Raw genomic sequence first — 26653 nt, forward strand, 5'->3', positions numbered from 1 at the left:
TTGCTCCGACAGGCCGGTCGGACACAGCCCTTCCTCTGACCTCGGTCAGCCGCGCTGGGCCAGTTTGCGCCGCCACTGACCGAACGGACGGGCCCTGTCGATCGCCAGCACCCCCACCGGACGTTCGTCGGGAGTGAGGTAGAGCGCCACGAAGTCGCCCGCGTCCGGATCCCCCTCCTCGATGTGGACCGTGCAGTCGTCCGTGCGATGACCGGCGAACTGGATCTTGTGGCCGTACTGATCCGACCAGAAGTACGGCACCGAGTGATGCGCCGGGGCGGCATGCTCCCGGCCGAGCAGCGCGGCGACCGCGGCCGACGGTTGCTGCAGCGCGTTCGTCCAATGTTCCAGCCGCAGGGGCCCCGCGGTGTAGTCGCGGTAGGAATGGGCACAGTCGCCGACGGCGAACACCTCGGGGATCGCCGTGCGGCCCTGCGCGTCGGTACGCACCCCGTCGTCGATCTCCAGACCGGACCCGGCGAGCCACTCCGTGTTCGGCTGCGCACCGATACCGACGACGACCACGTCGGCGGGCAACTCCCGCCCGTCGGTGAGGCGCACCGCGTTCACCCGGTCCTCGCCGACCAGCTCGGCCAATCCGGTACCCACGTGCAGGCGTGCACCGTGCCGCGCGTGCAGCCTGCCGCACACCGCTCCCATCTCCACGCCCAGCGGGCGTTGCAACGGAACCTCCGCGGCCTCCACGATGTCGACCTCACAGCCCAGACCCGCTGCCGTGGACGCGATCTCGGCTCCGATGAACCCGGCCCCGATGACGACCAGCCGGACACCGGGCGCCAGTTCGTCGCGCAGCGCCCGCGCGTCGTCGAGGGTGCGCAGAGTGTGCACGCCCTGCGGGCAACCGCCGGGGAGCCGGCGCGCCCGAGCGCCGGTGGCGAGCACGACGGCGTCGGTGTCGATCCGGAAACCGCCGGCGAGCACAACGGCTTTGCCCGCGGCGTCCAGGGAAGTGGCCGGTTGGCCCAGCACCCACTCCACGTCCAGCTCGGCGTCCTCGGCATCGGTGAGGCCGATGTCCTCCTCGGTGACCGTGCCCGCCAGGTACTCCTTGGACAACGGTGGGCGATCGTACGGCTCGTGCGGCTCGTCACCGATCACGGTGATCCGGCCTTCGAACTCCTGCGCGCGCAGTGCGCGGACGGTCGCCAGTCCTGCCAGCGAGGCACCGACGACGGTGACGTGCTGCATCAACCGACCTCCTCCGTCACGGCGCCACCCACGCTGACCGGGGTCGACTCGTGCACGTAGATCACGCCGTCGTCGATCGAGACCGCGTGCGTGCGCACGGGCTTCTTCGCGGGTGGACCACTGGGCTGCCCGGTGCGGAGGTCGAAGCAGGCGGCGTGCAGCGGACACTCCACCGCACATCCCTCGAGCCATCCGTCGGACAGTGACGCGTCCTGATGCGTGCAGGTGTCGTCGATCGCGTAGAGCTCACCGTCCACGTTGAACACCGCGATCGCCACCTCGCCCTGAACCCGGACGGACTCTCCGGGTGGCAGGTCAGCCAACTCACCAACCAAGATCATTACGGACCCCTGTTGCTCATAGCGGAACGAGTAGTGAATTACGCAACTCACAGGATGGGGTTCGACACCCCCTGCGTCAACGGTCGAACGGGATCGGAAACACACGCTTTTCACGCGGCACTACCAGGGGAAACACGTGTGGACGCGCGGGGGCCGCGGAGCCTCGGCGACTGAAGCGGAGACTCCGCGCGCGTCCGCGGAGAGACCTGAATCCTTGCCTCGAAGAACACCGACCGGCTACCTTGCCGTAAACAGATATATCAGTCGTCGATCGCCGTCACAACCGCGATGTCGCCGAGGCACCGCACCGCTGGCCGTCACACGTCGCCTCGCCGGGGAGGCCCATGACCGACAAGTCCAGGCGACCGCGCCGGGGCCTGAGGCCCCCCGTGGTGCAAGAGGAACGCACGGTCCGCCGCGCCACCACGGCGGCCGCGGTCGGCAACGTCGCGGAGTGGTACGACTTCGGCATCTACTCCTATCTGGCCGCGGTCGTACTGGACCGGGTGTTCTTCCCGGAGGTCGGGGAATGGGCCGCGGTCTACACCCTCGGCGCGTTCGCCGCCGCGTTCGTCATGCGACCGCTGGGCGGGCTGATCTTCGGACGACTCGGCGATCGCTACGGCCGCACGAAGGTCCTGTCGGCCACAATCCTCCTGATGGCCTTCGCCACGGTGCTGCTCGGCCTCGTACCCAGCTACGGTGCGGCCGGGATGCTGGCGCCGGTGCTCGTGCTGCTCCTCCGGATGCTGCAGGGATTCTCCGCGGGCGGCGAGTACGTCGGGGCGTTGACCCTGATGGCGGAGTACGCGCCGGACCGCAGGCGCGGTTTCTTCGGCAGCTGGCTCGAATTCAGCACGATCACCGGCTACACGCTCGGCGCGAGCACGTGCGGTGCGGTGATCGCACTGCTCCCCGACGACCAACTGGTGGCTTGGGGATGGCGGGTACCGTTCATGCTCGCGCTGCCGTTGGGCGTGGCCGGGCTGTACCTGCGTATGCGGCTGGAGGACACCCCGGCCTTCCGGCAGCAGATGGAACGCTCCCCCGCGCTGGCCACGATGTCGACCAAGCGCGCGGTGCAGATCGTGCGGCGGCACTATCGCACCGGAGCGCTCGTGGCCGCGGGCGTGATCGTGGCCTGGAACGTGACCAACTACGTGCTGACCAACTACATCCCGACGTACCTGACCGGCACACTGCCCCGGTTCGGGGAGATCGGGACCGGCAGCGGGGTGGCCACCGGGATGCAGGTGGCCGTCATGCTCGTCATGCTCTGCATGATCGTCGGTGTCGGGCGGCTCAGCGACCGTATCGGCCGCAAACCCATTCTGATGACCGGCAGCGTCGCACTGGTGCTGCTGGGCCTGCCCGCGGTGTGGTTGTTGCGCACCGGGACGCTGGGCCAGATCGCCGGACTGCTGATCATCGGGCTGTGCCTGATGTGCTTCGCGGCGGTCTCGCCGTCCACGCTGCCCGCGCTGTTCCCGACCATGATCCGGTACAGCAGCCTCGCGGTGATCTTCAATCTGTCGGTCTCGCTGTTCGCCGGTACCGCGCCGACCATCATCGAAACCGCCGTCACCGCCACCGGAAATCTGGATTGGCCGGGTTACTACCTCATCGGCGCGGGCGTCATCGGTCTCGTCGCCACGCGCCACCTACGGGAACACGCCGGTAAACCGCTCGACGGCGCCGCTCCGCTGACCTCCAGCGCCGAACTCCCGCCTCCCCCGCTGTCCGAGGACGGAGTCCCCTTGGAACAACCCCGCTGACGCCGTCGTCCCGCCGGGAAATCGGGGCCAACGGCGCGACGGGATCAGATCGGACCGAGCCGTCCGACGGGCCACCGGCAGGCGAATTCGGGCACGCGAAAGGGCCTCGCGTCGGGCTCGGACCGCTGCCCGACGCGAGGCCCTGCCGTGACCGGATCAGCCGATGCGCTCGCGGACCCAGTCGTGGAACTCGGAGATGTGGTGCTCACTGGGCACGAGGACTCCCCCGCGGGCATAGGCGCGCGAATCCATGGCCAGCTGGCAGCGTTCGCAGGCGTCGAAGTCCTGTTGGTTGACGCGGTGGAACAGCTCCACGGAGCGGTCGATGTCGGTACCCGAATCGACCACTTCCGGAAGATAGAGCCAGTCGCAGCGCACCAGCGTGCGCTCGGCGCTCAGCGGGAACATCCGGTGGAACACCACGTGATCGGGCACCAGGTTGATGAACACCTGCGGCCGTACCGTGATCGCGTAGTACCGGCGGTCCTGCTGCTCACTGACACCGGGCAGCTTCTCCACCCCGGCGGAACCGTCCACGGTGAAGCCCTGGACGTCCTCGCCGAATTCGGCGCCGTGCCCGACGAAGTACTGTGCCGCGAGTCCGTCGGCGAACTCCGGAAGCACCTCGGTGAGCTCCGGGTGGATCGTGGCGCAGTGGTAACACTCCATGAAGTTCTCGACGATCTGTTTCCAGTTCGCCTTGACGTCGTACTCGATGCGCCTGCCGAGTTTGAGGTCGGCGACCTGGTAGCCGACGATCGCGTCCGGGGTTCCCAGCCGCGCGGTGACGTCCCCGATGACGGTGTCCTCGAACGACGGCGGCTGTTCGGCCAGGCACAGCCACACGTATCCGAGCCACTCGCGCACGTGGACCTCGTGCAGGCCGTACTGCGTGCGGTCGACGTCGTCCATCGCGCCGAGGTTCGGGGCAGCGATGAGCGCGCCGTCGAAGGAATAGGTCCAGGCGTGGTACGGACACTGGAAGGACCGGCGGACCTCGCCCTTCTGTTCGGTGCACAACCGCGCGCCGCGATGCCGGCAGACGTTGAGGAACGCCTTGATCGCCCCGTTGCGGCCGCGCGTCACCAGCACGCTCTCGCGTCCGATCTGGACCGTCTCGAACTGCCCGGGCTTGGCCAGATCCGCACTGAGCACGGCGCAGAACCACCCGGCTTCGAAGATGTTCTCCTGCTCCAGCCGGAAGATCTCGGGGTCGGTGTAGTAATGCCCGGCCAGGGTCTCGCGCAGGCTCTTCGGGAGCTCGTCGGCCTGCTCGTGTCCGGTGGGAAGCTCACTGGTCGTCATGGGTCACGCTCCTCGTCGAAGGGTGAGGCTCTCGCTGCGGCGCGGTCACAGCGGGCGCGGCTGGCGATTCGATGTGGTGGGTGGAGAAGCTGGTGGTGGGTGGAGAAGATGGTGGCGGGTGGGGAAATCCCCTGCGGGCATCGCTCGAGCACTGAGGACGCCGTCGGGGGCCCGCGGTCGGCCGGCCAAGGTGGTCCCACTTCGTCCGGTACGGCTAACGGAAGACCACGGTGCTGGTGCCGTTGAGCAGCACCCGGTTCTCGCAGTACCACCGCACCGCCCGGGACAGTGCCAGCGCCTCGGCGTCCCTGCCCACGGTCTGCAACGCCCGCGGATCGTAGGTGTGGTCGATACGGATCACCTCCTGCTCGATGATCGGACCCTCGTCGAGGTCCGGCGTGACGAAGTGCGCGGTGGCGCCGACGAGCTTGACCCCGCGGTCGTAGGCCTGGTGGTAGGGCTTGGCGCCTTTGAATCCAGGCAGGAACGAATGGTGGATGTTGATCGCGCGGCCGTGCAGGGCCTTGCAGGTCTGGTCCGAGAGCACCTGCATGTACCGCGCCAGCACCACGAGATCGGCTTCGTAGTCGTCGACCAGTCGCAGCAGTTGCGCCTCGGCCTCGGGCTTGCTCTCCGGGGTCACCGGGACGTGATGGAACGGCAGACCCGCGGCCTCCGCCATCGGACGCAGATCCTCGTGGTTGGACACGACCGCCACGATCTCGGCGCTCAGCGCTCCGGCTCGCCACCGGTAGATGAGGTCGTTGAGGCAGTGCCCCAGCTTCGAGACCATGACCACCACCCGGGCGTCGCGGTCGGGGTGCAGTGCGAAATCCATCTCGAAGTCGGTGGCCACAGGGACGAAGTCCTGGGACATCGCGTCCAGATCGACGTCGTCGGCCGCGGCGACCTGCACGCGCAGGAACAGGCGGCCGCGGACCGCATCGTCGAACTGGCGGTACTCGACGATGTCGCACTCGTGCTCGACGAGATAGGAACTGACGGCCTGAACGATCCCGGTGCGGTTCGGGCAGCTCAAGGTGAGCGTGAACGACCGGGTTTGCACGCTGACACTGCTGGTCACGGGGTTCTCCTCAGCATTCCACGATGTTGAGCGCGAGGCCGCCGCGCGCGGTCTCCTTGTACTTGTCCTTCATGTCGGCTCCGGTCTCGCGCATGGTCTTGATCGCCTTGTCGAGGGAGACGTGGTGGCGGCCGTCGCCGCGCAGGGCCATGCGCGCAGCGGTGATCGCCTTGATGGCGGCGACCGCATTGCGCTCGATGCACGGGATCTGCACCAGCCCGCCGACCGGGTCGCAGGTCAGGCCGAGGTTGTGTTCGATGCCGATCTCCGCGGCGTTCTCCACCTGCTCGGGCGTGCCGCCGAGCAGCTCGGCCAGTCCGGCGGCAGCCATCGAACAGGCCGATCCGACCTCGCCCTGACACCCGACCTCGGCACCGGAGATGGAGGCGTTCTCCTTGAACAGCACACCGATCGCGCCGGCCGTGAGCAGGAAGCGGACCGCGGCGTCGTCGTCGAAGTGCGGCAGGTAGCGATGTGCGTAGTGCAGCACCGCGGGCACGATGCCGGCAGCGCCGTTGGTGGGCGCGGTCACCACCCGTCCGCCCGCTGCGTTCTGTTCGTTGACCGCGAGCGCGAACAGCGTCACCCATTCCATGGCCTGCTCCGCATCACCCTGTCTCGCGCTGCTTTCCAGGCTTGCGCGCAGTTCGCGTGCGCGGCGGCGGACCTTGAGTCCGCCCGGCAGGGTGCCGCCGGTGTTGACGCCATGCTCGACGCACTCCTGCATCACCGACCAGATGTGCAACAGTCCCGCGCGGGTCTCGGACTCGCTGCGCCAGCTGCGCTCGTTGGCCAGGACCACGTCACTGATCCGCCCGCCGGTGGCGGTGGTGTGCGCCAGCAGCTGGTCGCCGGTGGTGAACGGATACCGCACGGGAGTGTCGTCCTCGACCAGAGTCGGCCGTCCCGCTTCGTCCTCGTCGAGGACGAAGCCGCCCCCGATCGAGTAGTACTCACGGCGGTCGAGCCGGGCACCGGTCTCGCCGAACGCCTCGAAGACCATGCCGTTGCTGTGGAAGTCGAGCCGTCTGTTGCGGTGCAGCACGACGTCCTCGTCGACCTCGAAGACGATCTTGTGCTCCCCGCCCAGGCTCAGCCGCGCTTCCTCGCGCGCGGCGTGCACCTGGGGTTCGGCGGCGACCGGGTCGACCAGGTGCGGTTGCTCGCCCGCGAGTCCGAGGACGACGGCCTTGACGCTGCCGTGCCCGTGCCCGGTCGCGCCCAGCGAACCGAACAGCTCGCAGCGCACGCGCTCGACCCGGGGCAACGTCCCCGTCCGCCGGAGCTGGTCGACGAAGAGGTGGGCAGCTCGCATCGGCCCGACGGTGTGCGAACTCGACGGGCCGATGCCGACCTTGAACAGATCGAAGACGGACAGGCTCATCGCTGCTCCGAACCGGTTCGCGGCGGCGACCCGGCGCGATGCCGCGCCTCGCGCGCGGCGCGGATCGCCGACTGCACGGTGTGTTCCAACAGCAGCGCGGTGGTCACCGGGCCCACTCCCCCTGGCACCGGCGTCAGACCGGCGACCCGCACCGAAGGGTCGACGTCGCCGAGAAGTCCGCCGTCGGCCGTCGGCGTGGTACCGACGTCGACGACGATCGCGTCCTCCCGGACGTGCTTGTCGGTGATCAGGCCGGGCTTGCCGACGGCAACCACCAGCACGTCGGCGTCCGGGGTGAACGCGGTCAGATCCGGGGTGTACCGGTGGCAGATCGTCACGGTCGCGTCGCGCTGCAGCATGAGCTGGGCGACCGGTTTGCCGACCACGTTCGAACGCCCCACGACGACACAGTTGCGGCCGGCCAGCTCGATCTCGTGGTGGTCGAGCAGTGTGAGGACCGCGGCTGCGGTGGCGGGTGGATGGGCAGGCAACCCTGCTGCCAGGTTGCCGAGCGAGACCGGGTTCGCCCCGTCGACGTCCTTGCGGGGATCGATCGCCGAGGCCAGGTCCTCGAAGCGGGCCCCGGTCGGCAGCGGGGTCTGCAGGATGATGCCGTGCACCGACTCGTCGGCGCTGAGTCGCTCCAGTGTGGCCCGGATCCGCTCGGGCTCGGCCCCGGCACCCAGGTCGACCGTCCTGCAGTCGATTCCGGCCTTGCCTGCGGCGCGGGCGATCGAGCGCACGTACCAGGCGCTGGATTCGTCGTCGGTGGCCACCACCACTGCCAGTCCCGGCGTGGTGCCGGACTCGGCGAGCTCCGCGGCGCCGGACGCCGCTCGTGCGCGGATCTCGCGGGCGAGTCCGGTACAACCGAGTTCGCGCATGTCCGTGGTGTCTCGGGGTGCGGTGGGCTGAATCGTGGTCATCGCAGGATCTGCTCCCGAACGGCGGAGGTCACGGTGTCGGCTCGCAGCAACGTGTCGTCGGTCTTGACGACCGTCTCCTCGAGTTCTGCGCGGACGTCGGGATCGGTGATGCCCGCGAGGTTGATCTCGACGTTGACCCGCGCGGTCGAGACCGCCGCCCTGGCAGCGATCGCGGCGGCCGCCACGTCGCTGATCACGTTGGCGTTTCCCACGGGCCGCATCAGCTCGGCGAGTTCGACGAGGTGTGCCGCCAGCGCGATCACCCTGCCCGGCACCCGGCCCGCCTCGGCGAGCGCGGCCGCGATGGCCGCGGAGCGCTCCTGTTTCTCCTCGGGGCTCTGCTTCGGCAACGTGTAGGCGGCGGCGACCGCGCCGAAGGCCTCCGCGTCCCGCTCGGCCAGGTCGAGGCAGAGCGCGCGCAGTTCGTCGGCGGTGTCGCACACCTGCTGAACGGTCGCGGCGTGGTCGGCGTACTTCTCGCCGTCGCTGTAGCGAGCGACCATGGACAGCAGTGCCGCGGCCTGCGCCGCGTGCAGAGCAGCGGACGCCCCGCCACCGGGCGCGGGCACCCTGGCGGCCCGCTCCTGCAGGAAGTCCTCGACGGTCTCGGTGCGCATGAAGCTCCTTCGCGGTCGTGGGCCTACGGGCGCGGCGCCGGTCACCGGCGGATCCGGTGCATGTCGGGGTCGACCAGGGGCTCGGCCGCGACGGTCGCGGCCACCATGCGGTCGAAGTACTGGATCCGCACCTGCGTCCCCTCGACGGCTTCCGCGGGCAGCCAGGCGTATGCGATGGGAATGCCCAACGTGTGGGAGAAGGCGGCGGAGGTGACGTAACCGGACGGCACACCGTTGACGAACACCGGCTCGGAGCCCAGCACCACGCTGCGTCCGTCGTCGACGGTGAGACAGCGCAGTTTCCGGGTGACGGATTCGGGATTGATCGCCTCGAGCGCCGCGCGGCCGACGAAGTCGCCCTTCTGCATCCGCACGGCGAACCCGAGTCCGGCTTCGAACGGGTTGTGCTCGGTGGTCATGTCCGCACCCCAGGCGCGGTACCCCTTCTCCAGCCGCAGGCTGTTGAACGCCGCCCGGCCGGCGGCCACGACACCGTGCTCACGGCCTGCCGCGTACAACACGTCCCAGAGCCGCTGCCCGTACTGGGCGCTGGTGTAGAGCTCCCAACCCAGTTCACCCACGTACGACACCCGCATCGCGGTGACCGGGATGCCTGCGATGCGGATCTGCTTGCAGCGGAAGAACTTCAGCCCCTCGTGCGAGAGGTCGTCCCGGCTCAGGGGCTGCACGAGGTCGCGGGCGCGCGGGCCCCACACCCCGATACAGCAGGTGCCGCCGGTGATGTCGCGCAGCTGCACGCTGCCGTCCTCGGGCAGCTCGCGGCGCATCCGGTCGAAATCGAGGTTTCCGTTGGCACCCACCTGGAACAACTGCTCCTCCATCCGAGCCACCGTCAGGTCGCTGCGCACCCCGCCCGCCTCGTCGAGCATGAGCGTGTAGGTCACCGAGCCGACGGACTTGTCGAGCTTGTTCGTGGTGAGCCGGTCCAGGAACGGCAGTGCGCCGGGCCCGCTGACCTCGAGTCGCTTGAGCGAGGTCATGTCGAACATGGCGACGTCGGTGCGGGTCTTCCACGCCTCGACCGCGGCGATCGGACTGTGGTACATCGCCGCCCACGCATCCCGGGCGGGCGGCTGCCACTCCATCGGCAGGTCCTTGACCAGCGGCGCGTTCGCCTCGTACCAGTGGGGCCGCTCCCAGGCGTGGGCCTCGAGGAACACCGCTCCCAGCTCCTTCTGCCGGGCGTGGAACGGGCTCACCCTCAGATCACGTGGCGAGAACTTGGGCTGCAGCGGGTGTTTGACGTCGTAGACCTCGACGAAGTTGCGCGCGGCCGTCTCCTCGACGTACTCCGGTGTCGTCTCGATCTCGTCGAACCGGTGCACGTCGCAGCCGTGCAACTCGATCTCGCTGCGCCCGTCCACCAACAACTGCGCCACCGACCGCGCCACACCCGCCGAATGGGTCACCCACACCGCCTCGGCGATCCAGAAACCGGCCAGGTCCGGTGATTCGCCGATCAGCGGACCGCCGTCGGGAGTGAACGACATGATCCCGTTGAAGCCCGTCTCGACCGTCGCCGATTCCAGCGCGGGCATCAGGCGTGTGGTGTGCTCCCAGGACGGCGCGAAGTCCTCGTCGGTGAACGGCAGCATCGACGGCATCGCCGACTCGGAGGGCTCGTCGAGCGCGGGCAGGTCACTCAGCCGCACCGGCATCGGACGGTGTGCGTAGGTGCCGATGCCCAGCCGGTCCACGTGCTCGCGGTAGTAGAGGTCACGGTCCTGGTGGCGCAGGATCGGCAGTTTGGCCTCGGTGTGCTCGTCGTTGCGCCCGGCGAGTTCGGGCAACGGGTCGGTCTTGGCGTACTGGTGTGCCATCGGCAGCAACGGCACGGTCATCCCGACCATCTCACCCAGTTGCGGACCCCAGAATCCCGCGCACGACACCACGATGTCGGCCGGCACCTCACCGTGATCCGTTTCCACGCCGGTCACCCGGCCGCCCCGCTGGGTGATGCCCAGAACCCGGACCTGGCCACGGAACCGGGCCCCGCGACCCTCGGCTCGCCGTGCCAGCGCCAGTACGGCGCGAGGGGCCTTGGCCAAGCCGTCGGTGGGCGTGTGAAACCCGCCGAGGATGCGGTCCGGCTCGAGCAGCGGGTGCAGTTTGGCGCACTCCTCGGGGGAGATCACCTCACCGGGAACTCCCCACGACGTGGCGAGACCCTGTTTGCGGTGCAGGTCGGCCAACCGCTCCGGCGTGGTCGCCACCTCGAGTCCGCCGACCTGGTTGAAACACCAGCCCTCGCCGGGGTGCAGGCTCGAGAACTTCTCGACGGTGTAGGTGGCGAACTCGGTCATCGTCTTCGACGCGCCGGTCTGGTACACGAGGCCGGGCGCGTGCGAGGTGGAGCCACCGGTCAACGGCAACGGTCCCTGGTCGAGGACGGTCACCTGGGTCCACCCGCGGCTGGTGAGCTCGTCGGCCAGGTTCGCACCGACGATCCCGGCTCCGACGATGACGACGCGAGGGGTCGTGCTCATGCAGGTCTCCTTACGGGACGGCAGAGTTTCGAACAGAAGATCGGTAACGCCTTCACAGGCGGAGCGCGCGCCTGAAGCGGATTGGGATACGTGGCACCATCCGGCCACCCGGAAAGGGGTCCCGTCGACCCCTGAGCGAGGACTGATATATCAACTACAGGGCACGGTAGGACGTCGGGTGTGATCCGGTCAACAGGTTGCCGGGAAAATCCTGGTCGTCCGCGTCGCCCGCCCTCGCAAAGCGAGCACCTGCCCCCCGCGGGGAGCTTCCCGGGTGTCGTCTCGCAGGCGGGTTCCGAGGCGGATCGCCGGACCTCTTGACCACGCGGCACACGGTGCTACCGTGACACTACTCTGATATTTCAGTTGTCTTTCAGATGATCCGGTTTCCCGCCGTGAACCCCTCGATCGCCTGCTGCGTGCCAGCGCGGAAGGAGTCCCATGAATTCGTCCACCAATGATGTGTTCGACGACCCGCTTTCGGCGGTGGACCCGGAGGTGTCCACGGCGGTCGCGGCCGAACTGGACCGCCAGCAGAGCACCCTGGAGATGATCGCCTCGGAGAACTTCGCCCCGCAGGCGGTGCTGCAGGCCCAGGGTTCGGTGCTGACCAACAAGTACGCCGAGGGCTATCCCGGCAAGCGCTACTACGGCGGCTGCGAACACGTCGACGTCGTCGAGCAGCTGGCCATCGACCGCGCCAAGGACCTGTTCGGCGCCGACTACGCCAACGTCCAGCCCCATTCCGGGGCCCAGGCCAACGCCGCTGCCATGTTCGCCCTCCTGCAGCCCGGCGACACGATCATGGGCCTGCACCTGGCCCACGGCGGGCACCTCACCCACGGCATGCGGATCAACTTCTCCGGCAAGCTCTACAACGTCGTGCCCTACAGCGTCCGCAGCGACACCCACCGCGTCGACATGGACGAGGTCGCCCGCTTGGCGCGTGAGACGAGGCCGCAGCTGATCATCGCCGGATGGTCGGCCTACCCCCGCCATCTCGACTTCGCGCGATTCCGCGAGATCGCCGACGAGGTCGGCGCCTATCTACTGGTCGACATGTCCCACTTCGCCGGACTCGTCGCCGCAGGCCTCCACCCGAACCCCGTTCCGCACGCCCACGTCGTCACGACCACCACGCACAAGACCCTCGGCGGCCCCCGCGGCGGAGTCGTGCTCTCGGGCGACGCCGAGCTCGCCAAGAAGCTCAACTCCGCCGTCTTTCCGGGACAACAGGGCGGGCCCCTCGAACACGTCATCGCCGGCAAGGCCGTGGCCTTCAAGATCGCCGCGAGCGCGGACTTCGTCGACCGCCAGCGCCGCACCGTCGAAGGCGCGAGAATCCTCGCCGAACGCCTTCAGGCCGACGACGCCCGCCGCGCCGGCGTCCGGCTCGTCTCCGGCGGCACCGACGTGCACCTCGTACTGGTAGATCTGCGGGAGTCCGAACTCGACGGTAAACAGGCCGAGGACCGCCTCCACGAGATCGGTATCACCGTCAACCGCAACGCCGTGCCCGACGATCCGCGACCGCCCATGGTCACCAGCGGACTCCGGATCGGCACACCAGCGCTGGCCACCCGGGGCTTCGGCGCGGCCGAGTTCACCGAGGTCGCCGACATTCTCGTCGAAGCCCTCTGCCCGGCATTCGACGAGGCCACGAGCGTCCGACTCCGCTCGCGCGTCGACACGCTCGCCAGCAAACACCCCCTCTACCCGAACGTGAACGGAGGGTTCTGATGCCGCGCACGCCCGGCGCCGATCTCCCGGACCATCCGGACTGGCTCTGGAGTTCCCCGGAGCCGCAACGCTCCTACGACGTGGTGATCGTGGGCGGCGGAGGCCACGGCCTGGCCACCGCCTACTACCTGGCGGTCAACCACGGCATCACCGACATGGCGGTGGTGGAGAGCGGATGGCTGGCAGGCGGGAACATGGCCCGCAACACCACCATCATCCGCTCCAACTACCTGTGGGACGAGAGCGCGGGTCTCTACGAGCACGCCATGAAGCTCTGGGAGGGCCTCGAGGACGAGCTCGACTATCCGTTGCTGTTCTCCCAGCGCGGCGTGCTCAATCTCGCCCACTCGCTGCAGGACGTGCGCGACAGCAAGCGGCGAGTGGGCGCGAATCGACTCAACGGCATCGATGCCGAGTGGCTCGACGCCGACCAGGTCGCCGAGATCTGCCCGATCCTGAACACCTCGGAGGACCTGCGCTACCCGGTCATGGGCGCGACCTGGCAGCCGCGGGCGGGCATCGCCAAGCACGACCACGTCGCCTGGGGGTTCGCGCGTGCACTGGACCGCATGGGTGTGGACCTCATCCAGAACTGCGCGGTCACGGGGTTCGACCGCGTGGGCGACCGGATCACCGGCGTGCGCACCACGCGCGGCGACATCGGCGCGGGCAAGGTGGCCCTCGCCGCCGCCGGGTCCACGTCCGTGCTGACCGACGACCTGGGCCTGGAACTGCCCATCCAGAGTCATCCGCTGCAGGCGTTGGTGTCCGAACTGCTCGAACCGGTGCACCCCACCGTGGTGATGTCCAACGCGGTGCACGTCTACGTCAGCCAGGCGCACAAGGGGGAACTCGTTCTCGGAGCGGGTATCGACGCCTACAACTCGTACGCACAGCGCGGGTCGTTCCACACCATCGAACGCGAGCTGACCGCCGCGGTCGAGCTGTTCCCGATGTTCGCCCGCGCGCACGTGCTGCGTACCTGGGCCGGCGTCGTGGACGTCACGCCGGACGCCTCGGCGATCATGGGCCTGACCCCGTTCGAGAACCTCTACGTCAACTGTGGTTGGGGTACCGGCGGTTTCAAGGCGACCCCGGGAGTGGGCTGGTGTTACGCCCACACCATCGCCCACGACGAACCCCATCCGCTCAACGCACCGTTCAACCTCGACCGCTTCACCACCGGCGCCCTGGTCGACGAGCACGGCGCCGCCGGCGTCGCCCATTAGGAGATCCGCCATGATGCTGATTCCGTGCCCGTGGTGCGGGCCGCGCAACGAGATCGAGTTCCACTACGGCGGACAGGCCGACGTGTCGTACCCGGCCGACCCGCACGCGTTGTCCGATGTGGACTGGGCGCGTTTTCTGTTCTACCGCGCCAACCCCAAGGGAGTCCTCACCGAGCGGTGGAACCACCAGGCGGGTTGCCGGCGCTGGTTCGCCGTCCGCCGCGACACGACCACCAACGCGATCGTGCAGGACGACTCCCCCGGGATGGTGACGAGGTGACGGACGTGTACAGGGTTGCCGAGGGCGGACGGATCGACCGGGACCGCCCGGTCCGATTCCGGTTCGACGGGCACGACTACGTGGGTTACGCCGGTGACACGCTGGCCTCGGCCCTGCTGGCCAACGGCGTGCACCAGGTCGGCACCAGTATCCGCTACGGGCGGCCACGCGGTATCGCCACCGCAGGCCCGGAGGAGCCGAACGCGTTGGTGCAGATCGAGCAGCCGTTCCCGGAGCCGATGCTCACCGCGACGACGGTCGAGCTGCGGGACGGGCTGGTCGCCTGCGGGCTGCCCGGCCAGGGACGGCTGGCCACCGAGCCGGATCCGGCCCGCTACGACGCGATGAACGCCCACTGCGACGTCCTGGTCGTCGGCGCAGGCCCTGCGGGTCTGGCCGCGGCCTTGAGTGCGGCGCGCAGCAACGCCCGGGTGATCGTCGCCGACGCCGGCACCGAGTTCGGCGGGAGCCTGCTGGGCAGCAACGAGGAGCTCGACCAGGCACCAGCGCAGCGATGGGTCGACCGCGTCACCACCGAGCTCCGCAGCGCTCCGGACGTCACGGTCCTGCCCCGCACCACGGTCGTCGGCTGCTACGACGACAACTATCTGGTGGCCGTCGAGCATCGCGGCGAGGACGCGTTCACGCGGCAACGCACCTGGCACATCCGCGCCCGCGAGGTCGTGCTGGCGACCGGATCCCACGAGCGTCCGCTGGTCTTCCCCGGCAACGACCGGCCGGGCATCATGCTCGCCGCATCCGCACGGACCTACCTGCACCGCTACGGCGTGCTGCCCGGCCGCCGCGCCGTCGTGTTCACCACCAACGACAGTGCCTACGCCGCGGCCGTCGACCTGCACGACGCCGGGGTGGAGATCGCCGCGGTGGTCGACGTGCGGCCGGTGGTTACCACGGTGTGGGCTGCGCGGTGCGTGGAGCGAGGCATCCGGATCCTGACCGGCTCCGCGGTCACCGGCACCTCGGGCACGGATCGGATCAGCGCCGCACAGATCTCCACCCTTCCCTCCGCCGGATCGAATCCGGAGTTTCTGTCTGACGTGGACTGTGACCTGCTCCTCGTCTCCGGCGGCTGGAACCCCGCGGTGCACCTGCACAGCCGGGCGCGCGGAAGCCTGCGCTACTCCGAGGAGATCGGCGCCCTCGTCCCCGACCGTGCGGCGCGGGGGACCCGCTCGGTGGGCGCGGCCGCGGGGGTGTTCACCACCGCCGGATGCCTCCGCGACGGTGCCGAGGCCGGATGTGGCGCGGCGCGCGACGCGGGATTCGAGACCGACGTTGCCGACGTGCCCGGCGCCCCCACCGGCCCCGTCACGGCGCCGCAGCCCACCTGGCTGTTGCCGGGTCTGCACGAGACCTCCGCGGACGAGCAGTTCGTGGACCTCGCGCGGGATGCGACCGTCGCCGACGTCCGCAAGGCCATCGGCGCCGGCATGTCGTCGGTCGAGCACATCAAGCGGTTCACCACCATCGGCACCGCGCACGACCAGGGCAAGACCTCGGGGTTGCTGTCCTCGGGCGTGATCGCCGAGCTCCTCGGCGTCGACGTCGCCGAGGTCGGGGTCACCACGTTCCGCCCGCCCTACGTCCCGGTGGCCTTCGCCGCACTCGCCGGGCGCGACCGCGGCGACCTCTACGACCCCGTACGCGTCACCGCCATACACGACTGGCACGTCGAGCAGGGTTGCCCGTTCGAGAACGTCGGGCAGTGGAAACGGCCCTGGTACTACCCGCGCGCGGGCGAGGACATGGAGTCCGCCGTCCTGCGCGAATGCCACGCGGTGCGCACCGGCGTCGGGATGCAGGACGTCTCCACGCTCGGCAAGATCGACGTGCAGGGTCCGGACGCAGCCGAGTTCCTCGATCTCGTCTACACCAACAAGATGAGCACGCTCAAGGTCGGCCGCATCCGGTACGGCGTGATGTGTCACGCCGACGGGATGGTGTTCGACGACGGCACCGTCATGCGCACCGACGAGCATCGCTACCTCATCTCCACCACGTCCGGCGGCGCGGCCGGGGTGCTCGACTGGCTCGAGGACTGGTTGCAGACCGAGTGGCCCCACCTGCGGGTCCACCTGACGTCGGTGACCGAACAGTGGGCCACCATCGCCCTGGCCGGTCCCCGCTCGCGCGCGGTCCTGGCGCGCGTGACCTCGGACATCGACCTCGACAACGACGCGTTCCCGTTCATGTCCTATCGGGACGGTTCCGTTGCGGGCCGATCCGCCCGCGTGTGCCGGATCAGCTTCTCGGGCGAACTCGCCTTCGAGATCAACGTGCCCCGGCGCCACGGCCAGGAGGTCTGGGAGGCCCTGTACCGGGCCGGATCCGATCTGGACATCACGCCGTATGGCACGGAGACGATGCATGTGCTGCGTGCCGAGAAGGGCTTTCCCATCGTCGGGCAGGACACCGACGGCACGGTGACCCCGCACGACCTCGGCATGAGCTGGGCGGTGTCGAAGAAGAAGGACGACTTCCTCGGCATGCGCTCGTTCAGCAGGGAGGACACGGCCCGTCCGGACCGCAAACACCTCGTCGGGCTGTTGCCGCCTGCCGACTCGGCCGTCGTTCCGGAGGGAACCCAGCTGGTGGAGTCGATCGAGCTGCCCGAACCACCGGTACCGATGCTCGGGCACATCACCTCCAGCTACCGCAGCGCCGCGCTGGGCCGTCCCTTCGCGCTCGCACTGGTCAAGAGCGGCCGCGAACGCATCGGGCAGACGATCTACGGCCACGTCGGTGACCAGCTCGTGCCCGTCGAGGTCACCGAACCGGTCTTCTACGACAAGGAAGGAAACCGTCGCGATGGCTGAGCTCCACGGCGGGTCGCCCTTGGCCTCCCGCGCCGCAACCTTGGCCGAGTCCTCGGTCCCCGGGGTGCTGCATCTGTCCGAAGTGGCCTTCACCACCCAGGTCACGCTCCGCGTCGATCCGAAGAGTCCGGCCGCCGAACGCATCGGCACCGCGCTGGGCACGATGTTGCCCAACCAGCCGGGCCAGGTCGCCCGCACCGAGGACCTCCAGATTCTGTGGCTGGGCCCGGACGAGTGGCTGCTGGTCGGTCCCGAGGGCAGCGCGGACCGTATCCAGGCAGCCCTCGTCGAGGCCATCGACGCGGAGCACGGCTCGGTGGTCGACGTCTCCGACCACCGCACGATCGTCGAGGTGAGCGGGCCGGTGTCCCGGGAACTGCTGGCCAAGGGCTGCGGCCTCGACCTGCACCGGCGCAGCTTCACCGCAGGGCAGTGTGCGCAGACCCTGCTGGCACGTGCCGGCGTGGTGCTGGTGTGCCGCGACGCCGAACAGCCGAGCTTCTGGATCTTCGTCCGCGCGTCGTTCGCGCGCTACCTCGCCGACTGGCTGGCCGACGCGGCCGCCGAGTACCGGGCCTGACACCCGGACCGGCCAGGCCGACGACGAAGGGCGGCGTCAGTGAGCGAGGTGCGCGCGGTGGTGGCCACGGGGCAGGGCAAGCCCGTGGAGGTCACCACGATCGTCGTTCCGGATCCGGGTCCGGACGAGGTCGCGGTGGATGTCCGGGCCTGCGGGATCTGTCCTGCCGATCTGCGCTACCGCGACGACGGGGTCGACGGCGAGTTCCCGATGCTGCTCGGGCACGAAGTCGCCGGAACGGTCGCTGCCGTGGGTGTCGGCGTGCACCACGTCGAGCCCGGCGATCTCGTCGTGCTCGACTGGCGTGCGGTGTGCGGCACCTGCCGGGCGTGCCGGCGTGGCCGCCCACAGCGCTGCTGCGACACCCCCACCGCCGACCAGCCGATGACCCTGACCGACGGCACTCCCCTGTCGACGGCTTTGGGCATCGGCGGGTTCGCCGAAAGAACGCTGGTGCACGCCGCCCAGTGCACCAAGGCGGGCCCGGCGTGGCGCCCCGCGGTCGCCGGGCTGCTGGGCTGCGGTGTGCTGGCCGGTTTCGGTGCGGCGGTCTACACCGCTCCGACCGGGCCGGGCGACTCGGTCGCGATCCTCGGCTGCGGCGAGGTCGGTGTCGGAGCCGTCGCGGGGGCGGTGATGGCCGGGGCACGGCGGATCGTCGTCGTGGACACCGATCCCAGGAAGCTCGACCGGGCCTGCCGGTTCGGCGCCACCCACACCGTCAACGCCGCGAGGGCCGATACCGTCGAGGCGGTCCGCGCGCTCACCGGCGGCGACGGAGCCGACGTGGTGATCGACACCGTCGGCACGCCCGAGTCGTACACGCACGCGTTCTACGCCCGCGACCTCGCCGGAACCGTCGTACTCGCCGGTGTTCCCGGCCCGGCGACGCGGCTGGAACTGCCGCTGCCGGACGTGCTCTCGCGCGGCGGTGCGCTCAAGGCCAGCCGGTTCGGCGACTGCCTGCCGGAGCGCGACCTTCCGATGATGGCGGAGCTGTACCTGCAGGGGCGGCTGCCGCTGGAGAAACTCGCGACCGAGAAGGTCCCGTTGGAGGAGGTCGAGGCGGCGTTCGACCGCATGCACCGCGGAGACGTGCTGCGTTCGGTCGTGACGTTCTGACCGCGATCCGAACGGACCATTTCAGCACCACCGCCGCGGGGTAACGCTCCGCCGACGGCGGACATGAGCTTTCTGCACACGTTCCACCACCGAGGAGGAGCCCTTCGATGTCGCCTCAGCCTTCCGCGCCCCACCGGGACGCCCTGGCCGGAGCTCTGCGCAACGCCTCCTACGAGGTGCTGCCCTTCCGCAGCACCGAGGACAAGGTGCTCGCCCACGTCCCACCGACCGTGCCCCTGACCGTCACCGCCACCGAGGCCAAGGGCCTCGAGGCGACCGTGGAACTCGCCGTCCGGCTGGGCAAGAACGGCTACCAGGCCGCCCCGCACCTGCCCGCGCGACTCGTCCGCGACCGCGCGGAGCTCGACGACATCGCGGCGCGACTGCTCGAGTCCGGGATCGAGCGGATCTTCGTCATCGGCGGGGACGCCGCCGAGCCTGCCGGGGACTTCCCCGACGCGGAGAGCCTGCTGATCGCCCTCGCCGAAGCCGGGCATTCCTTCCGCAACGTGGGCATCGCGGGCTACCCGGAGGGACACGGCAGGCTGCCCGACACGGTGATCGACGACGCACTGCGAGCCAAGGCGGGCCGGGCGCACGAGATCATCACGCAGCTGTGTTTCGACCCCGCCACCACCATCGGCTGGGCTCGCAGACTGCACGCCGAAGGCCTGCGCACGCCGATCCGGGTCGGCGTGCCGGGCTCGATCAACCGGCAGAAGCTCATCCGCGTCTCGGCGAGTCTCGGTCTCGGTCAGTCCGCCCGATTCCTGAGGAAACAGTCCGCGATGTTCTGGCGGTTCTTCCTGCCGCGCGGTTACCGGCCGGACACGCTGATCGCCGGCCTGGCCGAACAGATCGGCAGCTCCGACAACGCGCTCGCCGGAATCCACGTGTTCACCTTCAACGATCTCGCCAACACCGAGCGGTGGCGGCAGCGGTGGCTCGCCCGGCTGACGTAGTCGCCCGATCGTTCACGCGTCACCCGCAGGCCGGCATCACGTCCGTGGTCGCCGTGCGGGGTGAACGCCCGAAACAGGAGTGATTGTCATGGCTTCGCACAACGAGGTAGGAGCCGCGTCCACCGGCGCGCCGCAGCCGGCACCGAGAGCACGGCTGTCCAAGCCGGTTTTCGTGCCTGCGGTGATCGTCATCGTCGCCGCACTGAGCTTCGCGACGTGGTTCGGTGCACGCTACGGCGCCGAGGCCGGTGCGGCGTTCACCGCGCTGCGCGACGCCATCGGCACCAACGTCGGGTGGTGGTACATCGTCGTCGTCACCGCCATGCTGGCGTTCTGCCTGTGGGCCGCGCTGTCCAAAGTGGGCAACATCCGCCTCGGCAGGGACGACGAGCGCCCAGAGTTCTCGTCGTACTCCTGGTTCGCGATGCTGTTCTCCGCCGGGATGGGCATCGGCCTGGTCTTCTCCGGGGTGTCCGAGCCACTGACCCACCTGTACAACCCGCCCGCGGTCGCCGACGTCGAGGCCGGTACCGAGCAGGCGGGTCGCGCCGCGATCGGCCAGGCGATGTTCCACTGGGGACTCCACGCGTGGGGCATCTACGCGATCGTGGGACTCGGTCTGGCCTACATGACGTTCCGTCGCGGCCGGCCACTGTCGATCCGGTGGCTGCTGGAACCGATCTTCGGCCGGAAGCTCATCGAGTCGTGGGTGGGTCACGTCATCGACGTCGTGGCCATCGTCGGCACGGTCTTCGGCGTCGCCACCTCGCTCGGGATGGGAGTTCTGCAGGTCCAGGCGGGACTGTCCTACCAGGGCTGGTTCGAGCCGTCCGGCACCCTGCTGACGGTCCTGGTGCTCGGCATCACGGCGCTCGGCACCATCTCGGTCGTCACCGGACTCCACAAGGGACTCCGGTGGCTGTCGAACGCGAACATGACACTGGCTGCACTGCTGGCCGTCGTGGTGTTGCTGCTCGGCCCCACCGTGTTCCTGCTGCGGTCGCTGGTGCAGAACTTCGGCGAGTACCTGCAGACCGTTCCCCAGCTGGCGTTCGTCACGGGCGCCGGCGCCGGGGACACCTGGACCCTGGACTGGACGCTGTTCAACCAGGCCTGGTTCCTCAGCTGGGCGCCGTTCGTCGGCATGTTCATCGCGCGGATCTCCCGTGGCCGCACCATCAGGGAGTTCGTGCTCGGTGCGCTGCTGGCTCCGACCCTGGTGTCGCTCGTGTGGTTCACCGTCTTCGGCACCACCGCCGTGACGCGCCAGCTCACGGACGGTGGCCTCGTCGGCGAAGACGGCGCGGTCGATCAGAACACCGCGTTGTTCCTGCTGTTCGGCGAACTTCCCGTCTCGGAGGGCCTCGTCACCGTGCTGTCGGTCGTGGCGATCGTGGTGATCACGCTGTTCTTCGTCACCAGCGCCGACTCGTGTTCGCTGGTGGTGGACGTGCTCTCCCACAACGGACGGAGCGAGACGCCGTGGTTCACCCGCGTGTTCTGGGCCGTACTCGTCGGCACGGCCGGTGCCCTGCTGCTCATGGCGGGCGGCCGGGCGGCTCTGACGGTGCTGCAGGTCAGTTCCCTCGCCGGCGCCGCTCCACTGTCGATCGTCTACGTGCTGGCGATGGTCGCACTGTGGCGGATGTTCCGCCTCGAGGTCGCGACCATGCCGCGGTACGTGCGGATCCGTTCCCACGCCACGCCGTCGGCACTCGTCGCGGCGGCCAGGGAGAACACCGACACCGAGCGCGACATGGCGCGAAGCCTGCGCGACACGCTCCGTGCCCGCAACGGTGACGGCCGCGGCGGACTGAAGCGCGTGTCGGCCACCCTGGGTGGACTCGAAACCGGCCCGTCGGCCTCACCGGCCGGAACGGTCATCGCCGACGACACGATCCTCGCCGTCCACGAGGTGCCCGCACACGCCACGACCGTCGATCCGAGGACCGGCGCGATCGGGCTCGGCGATGCGACCCACGACGACCCGACCGCGGGGGAAGTGTTCGACACGCCGGAGTTCACCGATTCCGCCGTGGGGGCCGAACACCACTCCCAGGAACTGCTCGAACGTTGCACCGACGTCCAGGACAGGGAACGAGACGACGAACGGGCCGAGCAGCGGGCCAGGTCGCACTGAGCGGCGACGAGCAGGCGGCGTCCACTGCGGACCACGCCGCGACCGGCGGGCCGTGCTCAGCCGGACAGTTCCTCGACCAACGCGAACCCGTCCTCGATCCACGCCAGCTCGCTGCGCGCACGGGCGATGAGGCCGTCGTAGGCGTAGACCTTGCAGCGGACCGCGAGCTCGGCCTCGTGCTCGTCCAGCTTCTCGATGCGCGCAGCCAACGTGGGGTGGCTGCGGTCGACGAGACTCGCGCGGGTGCGTTCCAGCATCTCCAGGTGCTGCTCCCAGTACACCTGTTGCTCCCGTAGCTGTTCGCGCACCGCGGCCGGGTCGGCGAAGTCGAAGTACGCGGCCTTCAGGTAGGCCGGATCGCGTTGCCGCTGCGGCACCAGCGGCGATTCCATCCATTCCCGGAAGCGGGCGAGGCCCTCGTCGGTGACGTGGTACTCCTTCTTGGTCCCCTTCTTGCCCCAGGGAATCTCGACCGAGGTGAGCAGTCCGTCGCGCTCCATCCGGTTGAGCTCGGGATAGATCTGCGAGTCCGGGGCGTGCCAGACGTGGGCGACCGACGTACTGAAGCTCTTCGAGATGTCGTAGCCGGTCATCGGACGGCCCGTCAGCAGCGCGATCAGCGCCCAGCGCAGAGACACGATCCCCTCCTCTCCCGATCGTTCACGCTATCCACCCTTGCCAACTCACTATATCGATAGATAGTTTGTGACGCGCCCAACCAAATACTTCTCTCCATAGGGAGTTGGCCGATGACGCTCACCTCTCCTCAGCCGGCAGCAGCCACAGTCCCTGCCGGACCCTCCGGGTCTTCCGGGCCCACGGCGCCCGTGACGGCGGCCGCCAAGATCTTCAACCACCCCCGCAACGCCTGGTACGTCGCGGCCTGGGACCACGAGGTCACCGGCAAACAGCCGTTGGCCCGCACGGTCGCCGGCGTGCCGCTCGCGCTGTGGCGGAACGCCGAAGGACGCGCCGTCGCGCTCGCCGACGCGTGCTGGCACCGGCTGGCGCCGCTGTCGCAGGGCAAGATCCTCGGCAACGAGTTGCAGTGCCCGTACCACGGGCTGCGCTACAACGCGACCGGCCGGTGCACCGCGATGCCCGCGCAGGAAACCATCAACCCGAGCGCGGTCGTGCCCTCGTACCCCGTCGTCGAGCGCTACCGATACGTCTGGGTGTGGGTGGGCGATCCCGACCTGGCCGATCCGACGACCGTGCCCGACATGCACCAGATGGACGACCCCTCGTGGGCGGGCGACGGCGAGACGATCCACGCCGACTGCAACTACCAGCTCGTCCTCGACAACCTGATGGACCTCACCCACGAGGAGTTCGTGCACTCCTCCAGCATCGGACAGGACGAGCTCTCCGAGGCCGAGTTCGACGTCACGCACGAGGGCGACACCGTCACCGTCACACGCTGGATGCGCGACATCGACGCACCGCCGTTCTGGCTGAAGAACATGCGTGACAAGTTCCCCGGCTTCGAGGGCAAGGTCGACCGCTGGCAGATCATCACGTTCCAGGCACCGGGCACCATCTGCATCGACGTCGGCGTCGCCAAGGCGGGCACGGGTGCGCCCGAGGGCGACCGCAGCCAGGGTGTCAACGGGTTCGTCATGAACACGATCACCCCCGAGACCGATCGCACCTGCCACTACTTCTGGGCGTTCATGCGCAACTACTGCCTCGACAGCCAGACCATCACCACCCAGCTGCGGCAGGCCGTGCACGGCGTCTTCGGCGAGGACGAGGACATGCTGCGCGCCCAGCAGCGGGCGATCGACGCCAACCCCGGACACGAGTTCTACAGCCTCAACATCGACGCGGGCGGCATGTGGGTTCGCCGCATCCTCGAGCGGATGTTGGCGGCCGAGGGTCGCCCGTCGGCCGCTCCGGCGCCGGGAGCGGGTGTCTGATGGCCGTCCAGACCCGGTCCCACTGGCAGCAGGCACGGGTGGTCGAGACCGAGGACGTCGCCGACGGCGTCCGCCGGATCGTGCTCGAGGTCGCCCACCCCGAGCATGCGGCTCCCGGTACGCACCTCGACGTCGATCTGCCCACCCCCAGCGGGCGGCAACTCCGGTCCTACTCCATCGTCCGGTCCGAACAGGACGGCCGCAGGCTGACCCTGAGCGTGCAGCTCTCCCCCGCCTCACGGGGCGGTTCGAAGGCCATGCACGCGTTGACCGTCGGGGACGAACTCACCGTCTCCGGGCCCGTGCAGAGCTTCCCATTGTCGGTCGGCGCCAGTCGTTACGTCCTGGTCGCCGGCGGCATCGGCGTGACGGCACTGGTCGCCATGGCCACGGCGCTGCGCCGCCGCGGCGCCAACTACGAACTGGTGCTCGTCGGGCGCAGCCGCCGGTTCATGGCCTACCTCGACGAGCTTCGCGCCGAGCACGGCGAACGCGTCCGCGTGCACGTCGACGACGAAGGCACCCCGTTGTCGGTTCCCGAGCTGGTCGGCGAGGTCGCGGCCGCACCCACCACGACCGAGCTCTACATGTGCGGCCCGATCCGCCTGATGGACGCGATCAGGTCGAGCTGGGCCGAGCACGCGCTGCCGGAGACCAACCTGCGGTTCGAGACGTTCGGCTCGAGCGGCCGGTTCGAGGCCGAGGAGTTCCGGGTGCGCCTGCCCCAGTTCGACCGCGACGTCGTCGTCGCCCCCGATACCTCGATCCTCGACGCACTGACCGCGGCCGGCATCGACACGCTTTCCGACTGCCGCAAGGGCGAATGCGGGCTGTGCCTGGCCAAGGTCGTCGACGTGGACGGCACCATCGACCATCGCGACGTCTTCCTCAGCCGGTCCCAGAAGCAACGTTGCGCCAACCTGTGCCTCTGCGTCTCCCGCGCCGTGGCAACCGACACGAGTGACCGTGCCACCGTCACCCTTCACCTCACCTGACCCGGCCCACCGGCCCTCCCACACCTGGACGTTTCCATGAACATCGCTGAACGCATCGCCGCGGCGCCGATGTCCGGATACCAATGGCTGATCGTCGCGCTCTGCACCTTCATGAACTGCCTCGACGGCTTCGACGTCATGGCGGTCGCCTTCACCGGCCCCTCGGTGACCGACGAGTTCGGACTGAGCGGTTCGGAGTTCGGACTGCTCGTCTCGATCGGGTTGATCGGCATGGCGCTGGGTTCCATGCTGCTCGCGCCGTTCGCCGACCTGATCGGACGCCGTCCGCTGATCCTGATCAGCCTCGCCCTCGGCACGATCGGCATGTTCGGTGCCGCCATGGCCCCGTCCATGCCGGTGATGGCCGCGTTCCGGCTCGTCACCGGCATCGGTGTGGGCGGGATCCTCGCGAGTACGAACGTGATCGCCAGCGAGTTCTCGAACGCGAAGAACCGCGGGCTCGCGATCGGAATCTACACGGCGGGATACGGCATCGGCGCCACCGTGGCGAGTGTGGTGGCGAAGTCCGCGGTGGGCGGTGACTGGCGCATCGTCTTCTACGCGGGTGGTTTCGCCACGCTGCTCGCGCTGATCGTCATCGCACTGCTGCTTCCCGAATCGGTCGCCTACCTCGAGCAACGCCGGCCGCAGGGTGCGCTCGAGCGCATCAACCGCACGCTGGCACGCATGCGGATGGACGCGGTCAGCGACGCCGAGCTCGACGAGGCAGCCGCCGCGCGGAACACGGCCGCGCAGGCCGGATCCGGCTGGATCAGGCGGCTGCTGCGGCCCACGATCCTGCTCTGGATCACGTTCATCACGATCATGTTCGGCTTCTACTTCGTCAACAGCTGGACTCCCACCCTGCTGGTCGAGGACGGGCTGTCCGAAGGTGCCGCCGTCACCGCGGGGATGGCGATCTCGATCGGCGGCACGGCGGGGTCGGTGTTCTACGGTGTCGCCGCCCGGATGCGCACCCCACGCGTCGTGCTGATCGGATTCTCGCTGCTCGCCGCCGCGATGATGGTGGTGTTCATCCTGAGCACCTCGATCCTGTGGCTGGGATTCGGGATCGGCGTGCTCGTCGGTGCCCTGATCAACGGCTGTATCGCCGGTGCCTACACGGTCGGCCCGCCGGTGTATCCCGCCCAGCTGCGCAGTGTCGGCATGGGCTGGGCGCTCGGGATGGGACGGATCGGCGCCATCCTCTCGCCGACCATCGCGGGGATGCTCAAGGACGCGGGCGCCTCGGCGACCCAGCTCTACGTCGGGGCCGCCGTCGTGGTGGCGCTCTGTGCGATCGTCCTGGTGGCGCTGCGCCGCCACGACCCGGAATCCGCCCCGGCGGAGACGCGGGCCCAGGCGGTCTGACGTCGGCTCGCGCACCTGTGACCGGCCCGAGTGCGGCCGGTCGCAGGTGCGCGAGATGATGGCGGGATGCAGGACGTTGCCGTCAGTACCGACTCCATCCGCCTCGGCCAGTTCTTGAAGCTCGCCGGCGTGGTCGACATGGGCTCCGACGTGCGGTCGCTGTTGGAGGACGGCCGCGTCGGCGTCAACGGCGAGGCCGAGGACCGCCGGGGCAGGCAGCTCGTGCGGGGCGACGTCGTCACCGTCGACGACACCGAGCTCCGCGTCGCGTGACCGCTGTCTCGTGACCCGGCGCAGCCGTCCAGATTCCTCACCGAAGACGTAATCGAG

22 protein-coding genes are annotated in these 26653 nt (G+C 69.2%); 13 read left to right on the forward strand and 9 right to left on the reverse strand.

Features of this window, described 5'->3' with window-relative positions; translation table 11 throughout:
* Nucleotides 1–45: 45 nt before the first annotated feature.
* Complete coding sequence (locus tag IF64_RS0111080) at nucleotides 46–1209, reverse strand: NAD(P)/FAD-dependent oxidoreductase (protein WP_030531979.1); 1164 nt, start codon at nucleotides 1207–1209, stop codon at nucleotides 46–48.
* Entirely contained in the window at nucleotides 1209–1550 is a 342-nt protein-coding gene (locus IF64_RS0111085; RefSeq protein WP_030531980.1) for a bifunctional 3-phenylpropionate/cinnamic acid dioxygenase ferredoxin subunit, read from the reverse strand. Before IF64_RS0111085 ends, IF64_RS0111080 begins: the two co-directional genes overlap by 1 nt.
* A gap of 344 nt (nucleotides 1551–1894) precedes the next feature.
* Between IF64_RS0111085 and IF64_RS0111090 the strand changes: the two genes are divergently transcribed.
* Nucleotides 1895–3325, forward strand: a complete 1431-nt coding sequence (locus tag IF64_RS0111090; protein ID WP_030531981.1) for an MFS transporter — start codon at nucleotides 1895–1897, stop codon at nucleotides 3323–3325.
* Nucleotides 3326–3481: 156 nt separating this feature from the next.
* Here IF64_RS0111090 and IF64_RS0111095 read toward each other — a convergent pair whose 3' ends face one another.
* The 6 genes from IF64_RS0111095 to IF64_RS0111120 form a co-directional block, all read right to left on the reverse strand.
* Nucleotides 3482–4630, reverse strand: a complete 1149-nt coding sequence (locus tag IF64_RS0111095; protein WP_030531982.1) for an aromatic ring-hydroxylating oxygenase subunit alpha — start codon at nucleotides 4628–4630, stop codon at nucleotides 3482–3484.
* Nucleotides 4631–4844: 214 nt separating this feature from the next.
* Nucleotides 4845–5714, reverse strand: a complete 870-nt coding sequence (gene purU / locus IF64_RS0111100) for a formyltetrahydrofolate deformylase (RefSeq protein ID WP_048807845.1) — start codon at nucleotides 5712–5714, stop codon at nucleotides 4845–4847.
* A 10-nt stretch (nucleotides 5715–5724) separates the two neighbouring features.
* Nucleotides 5725–7098, reverse strand: coding sequence for an L-serine ammonia-lyase (locus IF64_RS0111105; protein WP_030531984.1), 1374 nt, complete (start codon nucleotides 7096–7098; stop codon nucleotides 5725–5727).
* On the reverse strand, nucleotides 7095–8024 hold the full coding sequence (locus IF64_RS0111110; protein WP_084705791.1) for a bifunctional 5,10-methylenetetrahydrofolate dehydrogenase/5,10-methenyltetrahydrofolate cyclohydrolase: 930 nt from the start codon (nucleotides 8022–8024) through the stop codon (nucleotides 7095–7097). The genes IF64_RS0111105 and IF64_RS0111110 overlap by 4 nt, the downstream gene beginning before the upstream one ends.
* The gene (locus IF64_RS0111115) at nucleotides 8021–8641 is read right to left on the reverse strand and encodes a cyclodeaminase/cyclohydrolase family protein (protein WP_030531986.1); all 621 of its coding nucleotides are present in this window, start codon (nucleotides 8639–8641) and stop codon (nucleotides 8021–8023) included. Before IF64_RS0111115 ends, IF64_RS0111110 begins: the two co-directional genes overlap by 4 nt.
* A gap of 41 nt (nucleotides 8642–8682) precedes the next feature.
* Nucleotides 8683–11148, reverse strand: coding sequence for a GcvT family protein (locus IF64_RS0111120; RefSeq protein WP_030531987.1), 2466 nt, complete (start codon nucleotides 11146–11148; stop codon nucleotides 8683–8685).
* Nucleotides 11149–11589: 441 nt separating this feature from the next.
* On the opposite strand from IF64_RS0111120, the gene glyA reads away from it, so the two are divergent.
* The 8 genes from glyA (at nucleotide 11590) to IF64_RS0111160 (ending at nucleotide 22038) form a co-directional block, all read left to right on the forward strand.
* The gene (gene glyA, locus IF64_RS0111125; protein WP_030531988.1) at nucleotides 11590–12888 is read left to right on the forward strand and encodes a serine hydroxymethyltransferase; all 1299 of its coding nucleotides are present in this window, start codon (nucleotides 11590–11592) and stop codon (nucleotides 12886–12888) included.
* Nucleotides 12888–14117, forward strand: coding sequence for a sarcosine oxidase subunit beta family protein (locus IF64_RS0111130; protein ID WP_211252563.1), 1230 nt, complete (start codon nucleotides 12888–12890; stop codon nucleotides 14115–14117). The genes glyA and IF64_RS0111130 overlap by 1 nt, the downstream gene beginning before the upstream one ends.
* A 10-nt stretch (nucleotides 14118–14127) precedes the next feature.
* Nucleotides 14128–14397, forward strand: a complete 270-nt coding sequence (locus tag IF64_RS0111135) for a sarcosine oxidase subunit delta (RefSeq protein ID WP_030531990.1) — start codon at nucleotides 14128–14130, stop codon at nucleotides 14395–14397.
* 5 nt (nucleotides 14398–14402) lie between these two features.
* Nucleotides 14403–17234, forward strand: a complete 2832-nt coding sequence (locus IF64_RS0111140) for a 2Fe-2S iron-sulfur cluster-binding protein (RefSeq protein WP_425468421.1) — start codon at nucleotides 14403–14405, stop codon at nucleotides 17232–17234.
* Nucleotides 17227–17814, forward strand: a complete 588-nt coding sequence (locus IF64_RS0111145; RefSeq protein ID WP_030531992.1) for a sarcosine oxidase subunit gamma — start codon at nucleotides 17227–17229, stop codon at nucleotides 17812–17814. Before IF64_RS0111140 ends, IF64_RS0111145 begins: the two co-directional genes overlap by 8 nt.
* 39 nt (nucleotides 17815–17853) lie before the next feature.
* Nucleotides 17854–18936, forward strand: a complete 1083-nt coding sequence (locus IF64_RS0111150) for an S-(hydroxymethyl)mycothiol dehydrogenase (protein WP_030531993.1) — start codon at nucleotides 17854–17856, stop codon at nucleotides 18934–18936.
* Between the two features lie 107 nt (nucleotides 18937–19043).
* The gene (locus tag IF64_RS0111155; protein WP_030531994.1) at nucleotides 19044–19898 is read left to right on the forward strand and encodes a methylenetetrahydrofolate reductase; all 855 of its coding nucleotides are present in this window, start codon (nucleotides 19044–19046) and stop codon (nucleotides 19896–19898) included.
* An 88-nt stretch (nucleotides 19899–19986) separates the two neighbouring features.
* The gene (locus IF64_RS0111160) at nucleotides 19987–22038 is read left to right on the forward strand and encodes a BCCT family transporter (RefSeq protein WP_084705792.1); all 2052 of its coding nucleotides are present in this window, start codon (nucleotides 19987–19989) and stop codon (nucleotides 22036–22038) included.
* A 56-nt stretch (nucleotides 22039–22094) separates the two neighbouring features.
* Here the strand turns inward: IF64_RS0111160 and IF64_RS0111165 are convergent, their stop codons facing one another.
* Complete coding sequence (locus tag IF64_RS0111165; protein WP_030531996.1) at nucleotides 22095–22676, reverse strand: PadR family transcriptional regulator; 582 nt, start codon at nucleotides 22674–22676, stop codon at nucleotides 22095–22097.
* 189 nt (nucleotides 22677–22865) lie between these two features.
* Here IF64_RS0111165 and IF64_RS0111170 point away from each other — a divergent pair, with 189 nt between their 5' ends.
* The 4 genes from IF64_RS0111170 to IF64_RS0111185 all read left to right on the forward strand — a co-directional run bounded on the left by IF64_RS0111170 (nucleotide 22866) and on the right by IF64_RS0111185 (nucleotide 26596).
* Nucleotides 22866–23957, forward strand: a complete 1092-nt coding sequence (locus tag IF64_RS0111170) for an aromatic ring-hydroxylating dioxygenase subunit alpha (protein WP_145600320.1) — start codon at nucleotides 22866–22868, stop codon at nucleotides 23955–23957.
* Nucleotides 23957–24952, forward strand: a complete 996-nt coding sequence (locus IF64_RS0111175) for a PDR/VanB family oxidoreductase (RefSeq protein WP_030531998.1) — start codon at nucleotides 23957–23959, stop codon at nucleotides 24950–24952. The genes IF64_RS0111170 and IF64_RS0111175 overlap by 1 nt, the downstream gene beginning before the upstream one ends.
* A gap of 36 nt (nucleotides 24953–24988) precedes the next feature.
* Nucleotides 24989–26323, forward strand: coding sequence for an MFS transporter (locus IF64_RS0111180; protein WP_030531999.1), 1335 nt, complete (start codon nucleotides 24989–24991; stop codon nucleotides 26321–26323).
* Nucleotides 26324–26389: 66 nt separating this feature from the next.
* A complete protein-coding gene (locus tag IF64_RS0111185) occupies nucleotides 26390–26596 on the forward strand; it encodes an RNA-binding S4 domain-containing protein (protein WP_030532000.1) in 207 nt (68 codons plus the stop codon).
* Nucleotides 26597–26653: the final 57 nt, after the last annotated feature.

It is taken from the genome of Prauserella rugosa (genome assembly GCF_000719975.1).
Taxonomy (GTDB): domain Bacteria; phylum Actinomycetota; class Actinomycetes; order Mycobacteriales; family Pseudonocardiaceae; genus Prauserella; species Prauserella rugosa.

What these genes read in the sequence shown, in the direction of transcription:
- IF64_RS0111110 (WP_084705791.1), bottom strand. Translation starts at nt 8,024, where the DNA reads ATGACCACGATTCAGCCCACCGCACCCCGAGACACCACGGACATGCGC.
- IF64_RS0111135 (WP_030531990.1), top strand. Translation starts at nt 14,128, where the DNA reads ATGATGCTGATTCCGTGCCCGTGGTGCGGGCCGCGCAACGAGATCGAG.
- IF64_RS0111120 (WP_030531987.1), bottom strand. Translation starts at nt 11,148, where the DNA reads ATGAGCACGACCCCTCGCGTCGTCATCGTCGGAGCCGGGATCGTCGGT.
- IF64_RS0111115 (WP_030531986.1), bottom strand. Translation starts at nt 8,641, where the DNA reads ATGCGCACCGAGACCGTCGAGGACTTCCTGCAGGAGCGGGCCGCCAGG.
- IF64_RS0111155 (WP_030531994.1), top strand. Translation starts at nt 19,044, where the DNA reads ATGTCGCCTCAGCCTTCCGCGCCCCACCGGGACGCCCTGGCCGGAGCT.
- IF64_RS0111130 (WP_211252563.1), top strand. Translation starts at nt 12,888, where the DNA reads ATGCCGCGCACGCCCGGCGCCGATCTCCCGGACCATCCGGACTGGCTC.
- IF64_RS0111085 (WP_030531980.1), bottom strand. Translation starts at nt 1,550, where the DNA reads ATGATCTTGGTTGGTGAGTTGGCTGACCTGCCACCCGGAGAGTCCGTC.
- glyA (WP_030531988.1), top strand. Translation starts at nt 11,590, where the DNA reads ATGAATTCGTCCACCAATGATGTGTTCGACGACCCGCTTTCGGCGGTG.
- IF64_RS0111145 (WP_030531992.1), top strand. Translation starts at nt 17,227, where the DNA reads ATGGCTGAGCTCCACGGCGGGTCGCCCTTGGCCTCCCGCGCCGCAACC.
- IF64_RS0111185 (WP_030532000.1), top strand. Translation starts at nt 26,390, where the DNA reads ATGCAGGACGTTGCCGTCAGTACCGACTCCATCCGCCTCGGCCAGTTC.
- IF64_RS0111090 (WP_030531981.1), top strand. Translation starts at nt 1,895, where the DNA reads ATGACCGACAAGTCCAGGCGACCGCGCCGGGGCCTGAGGCCCCCCGTG.
- IF64_RS0111105 (WP_030531984.1), bottom strand. Translation starts at nt 7,098, where the DNA reads ATGAGCCTGTCCGTCTTCGATCTGTTCAAGGTCGGCATCGGCCCGTCG.
- IF64_RS0111160 (WP_084705792.1), top strand. Translation starts at nt 19,987, where the DNA reads ATGGCTTCGCACAACGAGGTAGGAGCCGCGTCCACCGGCGCGCCGCAG.
- IF64_RS0111080 (WP_030531979.1), bottom strand. Translation starts at nt 1,209, where the DNA reads ATGCAGCACGTCACCGTCGTCGGTGCCTCGCTGGCAGGACTGGCGACC.
- IF64_RS0111095 (WP_030531982.1), bottom strand. Translation starts at nt 4,630, where the DNA reads ATGACGACCAGTGAGCTTCCCACCGGACACGAGCAGGCCGACGAGCTC.
- IF64_RS0111175 (WP_030531998.1), top strand. Translation starts at nt 23,957, where the DNA reads ATGGCCGTCCAGACCCGGTCCCACTGGCAGCAGGCACGGGTGGTCGAG.
- IF64_RS0111180 (WP_030531999.1), top strand. Translation starts at nt 24,989, where the DNA reads ATGAACATCGCTGAACGCATCGCCGCGGCGCCGATGTCCGGATACCAA.